Source organism: Sphingobium chungbukense (assembly GCF_001005725.1).
Classification (GTDB): domain Bacteria; phylum Pseudomonadota; class Alphaproteobacteria; order Sphingomonadales; family Sphingomonadaceae; genus Sphingobium; species Sphingobium chungbukense.
The window spans coordinates 293,727-305,919 of the sequence record NZ_LBIC01000004.1; the positions used below are offsets into that span (position 1 = coordinate 293,727).

The following is a 12,193-nucleotide window of genomic DNA, read 5'->3' on the forward strand; positions in this document are numbered from 1 at the left end:
ACCCACGGTTCCAAGGATTTCCATGGCCCAGAAAGATCCCGTCGCCCTTCCCGAGATTGACGTGCGCCCCCCCAACCTGACCGAGATGTGGCATTCGACGGTTCACTGGTTCTCGCTCCATTATTGGCAGATCCTGATCGCGATCGGCGCGGCGGTGGTCATCTATACCCTGCTGACCGCACTGCGCAGCATCGGCGGGCGGCTGAAGGGGGCACCCGGCGACACGCTGGGTTTCGTCAATGTCGCGGGCCGGTCCTTCGCCCGGACCACTCATTTCTTCATGGCCATGGTCGCGGCGCGGCTGGTGGTGAGCTATGCCAATCCACCGCAGATGGTGCTGAAGACCGTCGCCTTCCTCTTCACCATCGCAGCCGTCTTCCAATGCGCCATCTGGGCGCGGGAGATCATATTGGGGCTGGTCGAACGGCGCACCTCGGCGGACGAAAGCCAGAGCCTGGCCAATGCCATGGGGCTGATCCGCGTGCTCGTGACGTTCGCACTGTTCGCGATCGCTCTGATCGTGGTGCTGGACAATCTGGGTGTGAACGTCACCGGCCTGGTCGCGGGTCTGGGCATCGGCGGCATTGCCATCGGCCTCGCCGCGCAGGGCATATTCTCCGACCTGTTCGCCGCGCTGTCGATCATCTTCGACAAGCCCTTCCGCCAGGGCGAGGTCATCACCTATGACCAGACCACCGCCCGGGTCGAGCATATCGGCCTGAAAAGCACGCATCTGCGCGCGATGAGCGGTGAGAAGAAGGTGATTTCCAACGCCAATCTGCTGCAGAAGGAGATCACCAGCCTCCAGATGCTCGCCCAGCGGCGCGTGACCTTCGCCATCGGCATCATCTACCAGACGCCGGAGGACAAGGCCGATGCGATCCCCGCGATGTTGAAGGAGATCGTCGAGGCGCAGGGGCATATCTTCGTCAATGCGGGGCTGGTCAGTTTCGGCGCGAGTTCGCTCGATTATCAGCTCAATTTCGACGTGCCCGATCCCGATACCCACGATTATTTCGCCTCGCGGCACCAGGTCGGCCTCGCCATCTGGAAGCGCTTCAGGGCGGCGGGGATCGAGTTCGCCTATCCGACGCAGACGAGTTTCACGGCCGCCCCGGATGGACATGCCGTCATGCCCTATCCGGATGTGCAGCCCGTGGTGCGGGTCGACCAGAAGGGCAGGGAGGCCCAGGACCGGCTCGCCTGATCGCATATCGGACTCGGCCCGGCCTGCTCCCCCTTGCCTGAGACAGCGTCGGGAGTCAGGCCGGGGCCGACCATGAACAGACATTGCGGATGCCCATGAAACCGATCTATCTGGTGGCTGCCATCGCCGCCCTCGCCCTTGCGCCAGCAGCCCATGCCGAGGGGATCGGCGCCGAACTCAACTATGGTCGCGCCGACGGTCATTGGGGAACGGAAATCGGCGCAGGCTATGCGATGGGCATGGGCGGCTTCCGCCTGACACCGGGCGGCGGCGTGTATCTGCGCGACGGCGATACGAAGCTCTATGGGCGGGTCGAGGCGAGCTATACCCTGCCCGCTTCCGCCACTATCGGCGCGGGCGTGCGCTTCAGCGGCGACAATATACGCCCCTATGCCATGCTGGCCATGCCGCTGATCCCCAAGCTGCGCGCCAAGGCCAATGTCGGGCCGAAATATTATGCGGTGGGTCTGACGCTGGGTTATTGATCGCGTTCCTGCTGCTCCTGCGCGGGCAGGAGCACAGAATCAATCCAAGCCCCACAAAGTGCCGGGATGAAGTAGCCCGTCGCGCATCTCCAGCCCGCCATCGCGGTCCTTCGCCAGCAGCAGCGCGCCGTCCAGATCGATCCAGTCCGCCCCCTGCGCGACCAGCGCGGCGGGTGCGATGCCCAGCGACGTGCCCAGCATGCAGCCAACCATCACGCGGAAACCCCGCGCCCTCGCCTCGCGCGACAGGGCGAGCGCCTCGGTCAGGCCGCCCGCCTTGTCCAGCTTGATGTTCACCGCGTCGAAACCGCCCAGCCGGTCGAGATCGGCGCGGCTATGGCAACTTTCATCCGCGCACAGGGGCAAGGGCGCCCTGATACCGGTCAGCCGCTCCTCCCTGCCGTGGAAAACCGGCTGCTCGACCATCTCGACGCCCAGTTCCGCCAGCGCCCCTGCCTCAGCCACGATGTCGCGTTCATGCCAGCTTTCATTGGCATCGACGATCAGCCGCACATCCGGCGCGCCCGCCCGCACGGCCGCGATCCGCGCGCGGTCGCCTTCGCCCGTGAGCTTGCATTTAAGCAAGCCGAAGCCGCGCCCCGCCGCAGCCCGCGCATCCGCCTCCATCTTCTCCGGCTCGCCCAGGCTGATGGTGAAGGCGGTCGGCAAGGGCCTGGGTTGGTCCAGACCGGCAAGCCGCCACACCGGCATTCCGGCACGCTTCGCCTCCAGATCCCAGAGCGCGCAATCCAGCGCATTGCGGGCGGCGCCTCGCGGCATCGCCTCCAACAATGCCTCCCGCTCCAGCGGTCCGGCATAGGCGTTGATCGCCGCAGCACAGCCTTCCGCCGTCTCGCCTTCATAATAGATCGCCGTGCCCTCGCCCCGCCCGACATGCGCGCCATCGGCCACGGTGCAGACGACGACGTCCACCGATGTCTTGGCCCCCCGGCTGATGATGAAGGCCCCCGCGACCGGCCAGCGTTCAACAGTCGCGGATAGGAGGCGTGTCATCGGCGTTCCCTGTGCTGAATATGGTGGGGCCTGAGCGAACCGGCTATCCCCGCCGCATAACCCCTCTCGACCCGCAGATAAAGGATAGGCGCACCCGTGACCTCCAGAGAATTGACCGGCCTGCTGCCCCTCGGCGATGCCGACGCGCTGGCGGCCCGGCGCCGGCCGCGCGCCCTTGGCGACTGGGCCTGGCGCATCGGCTTCGGCGCGATCACCTGGCCCTGGCTGCTGGCCAGCCTGTCGGGCGGGCGCAAGGCGGACAAGCGGGCCTTGCTCGATGAACTCGGCCTGCCCCATGACGCGCTGCCGCATCTGGGGAGCTGGAAGGCGGATGTCGGTTTCCTGCGGCATATCGTCCGCGAGATCGCGCGGGCGCGGCCGGCCAATGTGGTCGAGCTGGGCGCGGGTGCCTCGACGCTGATCGCGGCGCGCGCGCTTGCCCAGCATGGCGGGGGGCGCGCGACTGGCTTTCCGATCATGGCCTGCATGCCGATCTGCGTCATGCGCCCCTTGTCGCGGAGAGCCGGGACTGGCCGGGGCGCTGGTATGATATCGACAGCCTGCCCGACAGCATTGACCTGCTGATCATCGACGGGCCGCCCTGGGCAGTGCATCCGCTGGTGCGCGGTGCGGCGGACAGCCTGTTCGCGCGCCTCTCTCCAGGCGCCGTCGTGCTGCTCGACGATGCGGCCCGCCCCGGTGAGCGGCTGGTCGCCCGGCGCTGGCGCAAGCGCTGGCCGCATATCGACTTCCAGTTGAGACATGACGGCACCAAGGGCACGTTGGTCGGACGCCGCCGCGACACGTCGATCCCCGTCGCCAACGACAATGAACGGGGCCGGGCCTGGCGGCATATCGCCCGCGCCGCCGGGATCGCCGCGCTGATCGCCACCGGCTGGATCGCGCGCGGGGAAATGGGCGAGTTTCCGCAAAGCGCGGAAGCCAGCACCTTTCTGGACGAAGCCGCCGCATCGCACCGCACGGGACTGTTGCGCCAGAGCATGGCTTCGCAGGTGGAAAGCGCGACGCTCAATCCGGGGGAAATCCGGCGCTCGACCGGCATCACCCTGCCGCCGCTGCCCGCGCGGTGGCGGATCGACGACGTCCAGCTCTATCCCACATCCGGCAGTCCCGCCCTGGCCGTGTCGATCACCACCCCGGACGGCGAGCAGCTCTCCTTCTTCGCCGACCGCGCCGAAACCCCGGCAGAATCCCGCCCGCTGCTGGCCCGACGGGCTGACGACGTCATCGCCTATTGGGAGGCGGGCGACATGGCCTATGCCTTGACGGGACGGGCGACGGCGGGCCGCATCATGACGCTGGCGGCGGAGATCGCGCCCGTTCTCTGATCCCCTTTTACAGTGCGCGGCAGGCTGCTACAGCGCACGCGCATGGAGGAACTGGACAAGCCGTCGCGCGACAAAACGCGCCCCGCCCTAGGCAGCCTGGGCATGATCTGGCGTTTCGCCAGCCGCTATCCCGGCCGCATTGCCGGCGCGCTCACCGCGCTGTTCATCTCCTCCGCCGCGACACTGGCGATTCCCAGCGGATTCAAGCTGGTGATCGACCGGGGATTCATGGGTGGTGGCGATATCAGCCGCTGGTTCGAATATCTGTTCATCATCGTCGTGGTCCTGGCCGCTGCGACCGCCGCGCGCTTTTATTGCGTATCCTGGCTAGGGGAACGGGTCGTCGCCGATATCCGGTCCGCCACCCAGGCCAATCTGCTGCGGCAGGAACCCCGCTTCTTCGAGGAAAACCGGCCGTCCGAAATCGCATCCCGCATGACTGCCGACACTGCGATCATCGACCAGGTGGTGGGATCGACCGTGTCCATCGCCCTGCGCAACGTGGTGACGGGCATTGGCGGCCTGATCTACCTGTTCGCGCTGGCGCCCAAGCTGGCAGGGCTGCTGCTGCTGGGCATTCCCGTCATCCTGGTCGCGATCATCGGCCTCGGCCGGCGCGTGCGCAAGCTTTCGCGCGCCAGTCAGGACCGGCTGGCCGAGGTCGGCAGCGTCACTTCCGAGACATTGGGCGCGATGAAGATCGTCCAGGCCTTCGGCCAGGAAGGCCGGGAGGCCGCCCGCTTCGACGCGACGGTCGAGATGGGTTTCGCCACCGCCCGCCGCCGCATTGCCCTGCGCGCGGCGATGACCGCCATCGTCATCGCGCTGGTGTTCGGATCGATCACCGCCGTCATGTGGCAGGGCGCGCTGGACGTCGCAGCCGGGCGCCTGTCGGGCGGCAGCATCGCAGCCTTCGTGTTGACCGGCGGGCTAGTCGCGGGGGCGTTTGGCGCGCTGTCGGAAACCTGGGGCGACCTGCTGCGCGGCGCGGGTGCGGCCGGGCGGTTGCATGAATTGATGATCGCCGTGCCGCAGATCGCGGTCCCGCCGCGGCCGGTGCCGGTGCCGGGCGCGGACCATGGGGCACGTCTTCAGTTCGAAGACGTGCATTTCCGCTATCCGACCCGCCCCGATCAGGCCGCGCTGCACGGCATTTCCATCGATATAGCGCCGGGCGAAACGGTGGCGATCGTCGGGCCTTCCGGCGCGGGCAAGTCCACGCTGATCCAGTTGGCGCTGCGCTTCTACGATCCCGATTCGGGCGATATCCGCCTGAACGGCGTGCCGCTGACGCAAGCCGACCCGGCCGCGGTACGCGCGATGATGGCGATGGTGCCGCAGGAAAGCATCATCTTCGCCGCGTCCGCCCGCGACAATCTGCGTTATGGCAAATGGGATGCGAGCGACGAGGAGATTTGGGCGGCCGCTCGCGCCGCCAATGCGGAACGCTTCCTGCGCGCCCTGCCGGAGGGTTTGGACAGCTATCTCGGCGAAGGCGGTGCACGCTTGTCGGGCGGGCAGCGCCAGCGCCTGTCGATCGCCCGGGCCTTGCTGCGCGATGCGCCGATCCTGCTGCTCGATGAGGCGACCTCCGCGCTCGACGCGGAATCGGAGCGGCTGGTGCAGGACGCGCTCGCCCGGCTCATGCAGGGTCGCACGACGATCGTCATCGCCCACCGGCTCGCAACGGTGCGCGCCGCGGACCGGATATTGGTGCTCGATGAAGGCAGGCTGGTCGAACAGGGTAATCATGCCACGCTGATGGCCCGGCAAGGGCTCTATGCGCGGCTAGCCAATCTGCAATTTCAGGATGTTCCGGCGGGCTGAACGTTCATCGATTGTGGGTGGAGTTCCGCCATTTCCCACTCTTCGTCCGGAACTTCATCCGGGGTGATGCTGCCTCGGGCCAGATGCGGTTTCGGAAGAAAGCGGGACCCAATCAGTTCCGCGGTGATGGGAATGGCCATGTCTTGCACCGGCCGACAGCCGCCCAAGCCTGTCTGACCGGCAGAACTGGAACGGCTATTGGCTGATCTTGATGATGTGATCGAGAATGGCCGGGTGTAGCGGACGATCGAACACGCAGCCCGATTCGTGCGCCCGGCTCCATTGCACCCGCGCACGGCGGCCTTCGAAGCCGGGCAGCATGATCCACAGATCATCCCCGGCTGTCAGCTTCATGAAGCTCTTGAGGCGGAATCCGGTGGTCGTGGCGTCCGCAATCTGGCTCTTGAACCAGGTTTCGCCCGGTCTGCGCACCCGAACGGTGATGAGCACCGACCGGCGGTCCGCCAGACGGCTATTGCCCCTGCTGAGTTCGGTTTGAAGTTTGGCGCCCATGATCCAATGCCGATTTGACCATCCGCATCATCCCCCATCAGGGTAAAGGAAGATTTAAGTCCCCGCGGGTCGCGCGCATTAAATAAGGCAGATAAAATAAGGGGCCGCCGAAGCAGCCCCCATCAAAGTCAGCGCGATAAGGCCGATTGCGTCACCCCTGCCCGCGCCCGGAAACGGGAAGTCAAACATTCCCGGCCAGACGGCGGCGGCGTATCCGGTCCTCAAACGCCCTTGTCTGTCGTGAACCGGGTCCTGGCGCTGCCAGAAACCGGTTCCGCTCTGATTTAGAACTTGCCGTACTGTTCGTTGCCGACGAAGCCCAGCTTGGTCACGCCGGCGCGCTTGATCTCCGCCAGCACCTCGTCAACGACGACATAGCGGGTCTGCGCATCCGGCTGGAACTGCAGTTCGGGTTCGACCGGCAACCGCAGCGACTGCTGCAGATACTGACGCAGGGTCAGCAGGTCGATGGCCGAACCGTTCCAGGTGATGATGCCGCCGGCATCGATCGCGACCTTGTTCTTGACCGGGTCGACGACACTGGCGGTCGGCGGCGCGTTCTGCGGCAGGTCGATCTTGACCGCGTGGGTCTGGATCGGAATGGTGATGATGAACATGATGAGGAGAACGAGCATGACGTCGATCAACGGCGTCGTGTTCATTTCCACCATCGGTTCGCCATCTTCACTTCCGGCACTCATTGCCATGGGGCGATACTCCTAAAACTTAAAGCCGGTGCGTCGTCGTGCCCGGTTCGGGCTCGGAGATGAAACCGACCTTCGGGAAACCGGCGCGCTGCATCGTATAGATGGTGCCACCGATGCACCGATAGGGAACGTTGATGTCGCCGCGGATATGCACTTCAGGCAGATCCTCAGGCGTCAGATTTTCAACGCCGCCCGCCTTCTTGATGTCCGCTTCGAGCTTCGCGACCGCACGGTCGAGCAGTTCGTCCGAAGACACCTTGGTCAGGTTCCAGTAGACCGCACAGCTGCCGTCAGACCCCTGCGTAACCGACAGGGAGACATTTTCCGGCTTCGTCGTCGTCGGCTCGAACGCGACCTTGGGGAGCTGTAGCTGAACCGTCTGGACGACGACCGGGACCGCGATGAGGAAGATGATGAGCAACACCAGCATGACGTCGACGAGCGGCGTCGTGTTGATGTCGGACATCGGCTTTTCTTCACCGCCGTCAGAGCCAACACTCATTGCCATTGATTATTTCCTAACATGCTTGTCGATGGCGCCCCGGCGTTCCGGGGCCCACGTCCGGCAGAGAACCGGGCGGTCGCAGCCGCCGCCCGGTCCTGCCGGCATCTCAGCCTATCAGGCCTTGGTCGGAGCAGCGGCCGGCTTGGCAGCGGCAGCGGCCGGAGCAGCGGCGACCGACGGCTTCACGGCGCCGTTCGACACCAGATAGGCCAGCAGATCGACGGTGAAGCCGTTCAGCTGTTCGGCGATCGACTTGTTGCGGCGCTGCAGGAAGTTGTAGGCCAGCACCGCGGGAACGGCCACGGCCAGACCCAGAGCGGTCATGATCAGAGCTTCACCGACCGGGCCGGCGACGGCGTCGATCGAGGCCTGACCGGCGGCGCCGATCTTGATCAGAGCGCGGTAGATACCGATAACCGTACCGAACAGACCGATGAACGGCGAGGTCGAACCAACGGTCGCGAGGAAGGCGAGGCCGCCACCCAGGCTGGAGTTGATCGAGGCTTCCGAACGGGCCAGCGAGCCGTGCAGCCAGTCATGGGCTTCGACCGGGTCGGTCAGCTTGCCATGCTCGTCCTGGGCCTTGATGCCGTCGTCGACGATCTGCTTGTAGGCCGAATTCTTTTCGAGCTTGGCCGAAGCTTCCTTGAGGTTGGCCGAGCGCCAGAAGGTCGCGCGAACCTTCTTGCCCTGGTTGATGACCTTCTGCTGTTCGATCAGCTTGGTGAACAGGATGTAGAAGGTGCCGACCGACATGAGGCAGAGGATGCCGAAGACGGTCTGGGCGATGAGGCCGCCCTGCTGGAGCGCCTCCGCGAGGCCGTAAGGATTGGCCGACTTGGGAGCGGCGGCCGCTGCGATAGAGATCAACATGTTCAAGACTTCCCTCTCAAAGGATCAATAACTGGGGAAGGCGGCGGCCGGATCGTTCCTGGCCTGCCCGCCTGCCCGTCAAATCATTCCGGTAGACGCCAGGTGATGCGGCCGTTGTACGTGTCCGACATCGGCCCACCCCCGGCTGCGACAGCGGGCTTGAATCTCGCACGCTTGGGCAACAGGCGGCACGTCGCCTCGTCGAGATCGGCATGGCCGGTCGAAGAGGTGATGGTGCAGTTGGTCACGCGACCATCCGGACCGATTTCGAGCCGGAACCCAGCCGTACCCGAGCGTTCTTCACGCTGCGCACGGCTCGGATAGTCGGCGTCGCTGAGCCAGCTGCCGGGGCTGCTGCGCGGAGACGCACGGGATGCGGGCACTTCCGGCGGCGGCGGAGCCGGCGGCGGCGGTGCGGCGACCGGAACCGGATTGAACACCGGCGGGGGCGTGCGAACCGTCTGGATCGGCGGCGCCTGAACCGGGGTCTGCACGATCGGCGGCGGTGCGACGACCGGCGGCGGTTCGATCGGCTGATCTGGCGGCGGCGGCGGCGGCTCCTCGTCCGGTGGTGGCGGTTCCTCCTTCACGTCGATCACGTTCAGCTGTTCCGCCGCCTTTTTGACATATTTCATGCCAAGACCGGTGACGAAGGCATAACCCAGAACAGCGTGAATCAGGGCGACGATAATGATCGAGACTGTGCGACTCGATCCTTGCGAGTGGTCAGCATAGGCCATTCGGCAACGACACTCCTTAACTCAGCTTACTAGTTGATTATCGGCAAATAAGCCAAAAACGGCCCGAGCTGGCCAGGTCTCCCTGGTCATCTTGGCCCCTATCCGTCCATTTGCTACCGTGCGAACTCCTATCGCGGCGCATCGTGGCACGCAAACGCTTTATCGATATGATCATTTGCGACCGCCATTACACACCAGAAAGACTTGCATGTGACAAACATGTCACGGACTGCCATCATTAGGACGAAGATGAAACAGAAATCCACCATAGCCTTGCGGAAGCTCGCCTTCCTCTGCCTCATTTCCGCCGCACAATCGCAGATTTCCGTGGCTCAGACGCCATCCAGCCGATTGGTAGCGCAACCATACGAACGGGCCGTCGGACTGTCTTATGCGGACGTGGTCGACCTCGCGGATGCCGCCCCGCTGGTTGCACAGGCGCGGATTGGCAACATCATAAAATTGCGTCCCGAGCAGGCGGGAACTGTCCCGGCCGGCCATCAGAGGGTCTTTATCGAGGCGAATGTTATGACGCTGATTCGCGGCGAAGGGGGAATCAGTCCCACGGTCCGCTACCTCTATGACGCCCCGCTCGATGGACGGGGGAAGATGCCAAAGCTCAAGAAGGCGCAGGTCATCCTGTTCGCGCGGCCGGGTGGCCGGCCGGGTGAAATACAGCTCGTCGCACGCGATGCCCAGATCGCCGCCTCTCCCGCCGAACTGGATCGGGTGAAGACGATTCTGGCCGATCTGATCGCCAACGACGCGCCGCCGCGCATCACCGCCATGGGCGACGCCTTCCATGTTGCGGGCACGATCGCGGGCGAGGGTGAGACGCAAATCTTCCTGCGCACTGAAAGCGGCCAGCCGGTGTCCTTGTCGATCCTGCGTCGACCCGGGCAGGAACCGCGCTGGGCGGTGGCACTGGGCGAGATCGTCGATGAAGCTGCCAGGCCGCCGGTGCGTGGCAGCCTGCTCTGGTATCGCCTTGCCTGCGGTTTGCCCGCCGAACTGCCCGCCAGATCGGTCCGCGCCCTTTCGGGACCGGATGCGGAGGCGGCTCGTGCCGATTACCGATTCGTACTGGATGCACTCGGCCCTTGCGGGCGCACGCGGGCAGCGAAATGATCGACATGGCGAATCCTGCTTTTCCTTGGACAGATACGCGCAGGCGGCTATCAGCGCCGCTTCACGCCTGACGGAAGGACAAGAGGAAGCCATGACCAATCTGCACCGCCATGCCCCGTTGCGCGTCGCGCTCGTCGGCCTCGGCACGGTGGGCGGGGGCGTCATTCGGCTGCTTCAGACGAATGCCGCCCTGATCGCGCGCCGCGCCGGTTGCCCGATCCAGATCGTCGCCATTTCCGCCCGCGACCGGAACAAGGATCGCGGTGTCGACCTGTCGCCCTATGAATGGGTGGACGACATGACGACGCTCGCGACCCGTGACGACATCGACGTGGTGGTCGAACTGATCGGCGGAGCGGACGGCCCTGCCCTCACCCTTGCCCGCCAATGCCTGAGCGCAGGCAAGCCCTTCGTCACCGCGAACAAGGCGATGCTGGCACATCATGGCCTCGACCTTGCCGCCCTGGCGGAAAAGGCGGGCGTGGCGCTCAAATATGAAGCGGCGGTGGCAGGCGGCATCCCGGTCATCAAGGGCATGCGCGAGGGCGCGGCAGCGAACGAGATCAGCCGCGTCTACGGCATCCTCAACGGCACCTGCAACTACATCCTCACCACCATGGAGAAGGCCAAGGAATCCGGAAACCCCCGCGGGTTCGACGAGGTGCTGAAGGAAGCGCAGGAACTGGGCTATGCCGAGGCAGACCCCAGTTTCGACATCGATGGCGTCGATGCCGCGCACAAGCTGACGATCCTCGCCAGCCTCGCCTTCGGCACGGAGCTGGATTTCGATGCGGTCGCGATCACCGGCATTCGCCATGTCATCGCCGCCGATATCGCCGAAGCCGCCGCGCTGGGCTATCGCATCCGCCTGGTCGGCATGGCGGAGAACGGCCCAGACGGCCTGTTCCAGCGTGTCCATCCGATGCTGGTGCCGCTCGACCATCCGCTCGCCCATGTCGATGGGTCGCTGAACGCCGTGGTGGCCGAAGGCAATTTCGTCGGCCGCCTGTTCTTCCAGGGACGCGGCGCGGGCGATGGCCCCACCGCTTCGGCCGTGGTGGCGGACCTGATCGACGTGGCGCGCGACGAATATGGCGATGCGCTCGCCATGCCGGTCGCCGCCCTCGCCCAGCAGAAGCCCGCCGATGCCGGCAAGCGTGTCGGCCGCGCCTATCTGCGCTTCAAGGTCCAGGATCGCCCCGGCGTGCTGGCGGAAATCGCCGCCGCCACCCGCGACGCGGGCGTCTCGATCGAGAGCATGATCCAGCGCGGCGCGAATCAGGCGGACGGGGTTCTGGTGGCGATCGTCACCCATGCGGGCGAGGAGCGCTGCGTGCGCGAGACGCTGGAGCGGCTGGCCGGATCGGACAGCCTGCTCCAGACGCCCATGGTCATCCACATTCTCGACTGATCAGTCGGCCCCGAAGCTGCGCGCCAGCGTCCGTTCGATGGGTTCGCCCAGCCGGAAGATCTGACGGTTGGCGCGCTTGGGGCAATCCAGGTTGCCGATGATCCGGCAGGGTCGCGCGTCGAAACGATAGGCGTTCATCTTGCCATCGCTGGTGGGAGACGTGTCGCTGACGAGACGCGGCCCTTCCATCTCGCCGCCCGTGATGCAAAGCGAGGGCACGGCCTGGCAGGGCGCCGGGCGAACCCTGGCGATGCGATGCGGCACGCCTTCGGACTGGGCGGCAAGGCTGGCGGCCATCAACAGCAGGATCATCATCGCGGCCCTTCCGATTCTTTCCGGGCCAACGCGGCAAACGCCCTTCCGTTGCATTAAGCCTATGAAAAGCGCACCCTCGACAAGGATCGGCCAACATCCTATCGCGCTCCGCAAACGGC

16 protein-coding genes are annotated in these 12,193 nt (G+C 65.5%); 7 read left to right on the top strand and 9 right to left on the bottom strand.

What is annotated here, in order from left to right; all coding sequences use genetic code 11:
• The first annotated feature begins 22 nt into the window (after nucleotides 1–22).
• Both YP76_RS10705 and YP76_RS10710 read left to right on the top strand, forming a co-directional pair.
• On the top strand, nucleotides 23–1,207 hold the full coding sequence (locus YP76_RS10705; RefSeq protein WP_046763579.1) for a mechanosensitive ion channel family protein: 1,185 nt from the start codon (nucleotides 23–25) through the stop codon (nucleotides 1,205–1,207).
• A 95-nt stretch (nucleotides 1,208–1,302) separates the two neighbouring features.
• Complete coding sequence (locus tag YP76_RS10710) at nucleotides 1,303–1,692, top strand: hypothetical protein (protein WP_046763694.1); 390 nt, start codon at nucleotides 1,303–1,305, stop codon at nucleotides 1,690–1,692.
• Between the two features lie 39 nt (nucleotides 1,693–1,731).
• Here the strand turns inward: YP76_RS10710 and dgcA are convergent, their stop codons facing one another.
• Nucleotides 1,732–2,706 carry an N-acetyl-D-Glu racemase DgcA gene (gene dgcA / locus YP76_RS10715; RefSeq protein ID WP_046763580.1) on the bottom strand — a complete coding sequence of 325 codons (975 nt, stop codon included), beginning with the start codon at nucleotides 2,704–2,706 and terminating at the stop codon, nucleotides 1,732–1,734.
• A gap of 96 nt (nucleotides 2,707–2,802) precedes the next feature.
• On the opposite strand from dgcA, the gene YP76_RS28660 reads away from it, so the two are divergent.
• From YP76_RS28660 to YP76_RS10725, 3 genes are read left to right on the top strand one after another with little or no spacing between them, the layout of a single operon-like run.
• Nucleotides 2,803–3,291 (top strand): hypothetical protein, encoded by a 489-nt coding sequence (locus YP76_RS28660; protein WP_232307509.1) that lies wholly within the window; start codon nucleotides 2,803–2,805, stop codon nucleotides 3,289–3,291.
• A 23-nt stretch (nucleotides 3,292–3,314) separates the two neighbouring features.
• Entirely contained in the window at nucleotides 3,315–4,055 is a 741-nt protein-coding gene (locus YP76_RS28665; protein ID WP_232307510.1) for a hypothetical protein, read from the top strand.
• Between the two features lie 42 nt (nucleotides 4,056–4,097).
• Complete coding sequence (locus tag YP76_RS10725; RefSeq protein ID WP_046763695.1) at nucleotides 4,098–5,882, top strand: ABC transporter transmembrane domain-containing protein; 1,785 nt, start codon at nucleotides 4,098–4,100, stop codon at nucleotides 5,880–5,882.
• On the opposite strand, the gene YP76_RS27760 is transcribed toward YP76_RS10725, so the two are convergent.
• The 7 genes from YP76_RS27760 to YP76_RS28670 form a co-directional block, all read right to left on the bottom strand.
• A complete protein-coding gene (locus YP76_RS27760) occupies nucleotides 5,861–6,022 on the bottom strand; it encodes a hypothetical protein (RefSeq protein ID WP_157035748.1) in 162 nt (53 codons plus the stop codon). The genes YP76_RS10725 and YP76_RS27760 overlap by 22 nt on opposite strands.
• Nucleotides 6,023–6,077: 55 nt before the next feature.
• Nucleotides 6,078–6,395, bottom strand: a complete 318-nt coding sequence (locus tag YP76_RS10730; protein ID WP_046763581.1) for a pilus assembly protein PilZ — start codon at nucleotides 6,393–6,395, stop codon at nucleotides 6,078–6,080.
• 284 nt (nucleotides 6,396–6,679) lie between these two features.
• Nucleotides 6,680–7,102 carry an ExbD/TolR family protein gene (locus YP76_RS10735; RefSeq protein WP_046763582.1) on the bottom strand — a complete coding sequence of 141 codons (423 nt, stop codon included), beginning with the start codon at nucleotides 7,100–7,102 and terminating at the stop codon, nucleotides 6,680–6,682.
• A gap of 19 nt (nucleotides 7,103–7,121) precedes the next feature.
• Nucleotides 7,122–7,610 carry an ExbD/TolR family protein gene (locus YP76_RS10740; protein ID WP_046763583.1) on the bottom strand — a complete coding sequence of 163 codons (489 nt, stop codon included), beginning with the start codon at nucleotides 7,608–7,610 and terminating at the stop codon, nucleotides 7,122–7,124.
• Between the two features lie 111 nt (nucleotides 7,611–7,721).
• Nucleotides 7,722–8,480, bottom strand: a complete 759-nt coding sequence (locus YP76_RS10745) for a MotA/TolQ/ExbB proton channel family protein (RefSeq protein ID WP_046763584.1) — start codon at nucleotides 8,478–8,480, stop codon at nucleotides 7,722–7,724.
• An 83-nt stretch (nucleotides 8,481–8,563) separates the two neighbouring features.
• Nucleotides 8,564–9,220, bottom strand: coding sequence for an energy transducer TonB (locus YP76_RS10750; RefSeq protein ID WP_046763585.1), 657 nt, complete (start codon nucleotides 9,218–9,220; stop codon nucleotides 8,564–8,566).
• A gap of 222 nt (nucleotides 9,221–9,442) precedes the next feature.
• A complete protein-coding gene (locus YP76_RS28670; protein WP_232307514.1) occupies nucleotides 9,443–9,721 on the bottom strand; it encodes a hypothetical protein in 279 nt (92 codons plus the stop codon).
• On the opposite strand from YP76_RS28670, the gene YP76_RS10755 reads away from it, so the two are divergent.
• Complete coding sequence (locus YP76_RS10755) at nucleotides 9,620–10,348, top strand: hypothetical protein (RefSeq protein ID WP_232307512.1); 729 nt, start codon at nucleotides 9,620–9,622, stop codon at nucleotides 10,346–10,348. The two genes, YP76_RS28670 and YP76_RS10755, sit on opposite strands and share 102 nt — an antisense overlap.
• A 91-nt stretch (nucleotides 10,349–10,439) precedes the next feature.
• A complete protein-coding gene (locus tag YP76_RS10760; protein WP_046763587.1) occupies nucleotides 10,440–11,759 on the top strand; it encodes a homoserine dehydrogenase in 1,320 nt (439 codons plus the stop codon).
• Here the strand turns inward: YP76_RS10760 and YP76_RS10765 are convergent, their stop codons facing one another.
• Nucleotides 11,760–12,074, bottom strand: a complete 315-nt coding sequence (locus YP76_RS10765) for a hypothetical protein (RefSeq protein ID WP_046763588.1) — start codon at nucleotides 12,072–12,074, stop codon at nucleotides 11,760–11,762.
• Nucleotides 12,075–12,193: the final 119 nt, after the last annotated feature.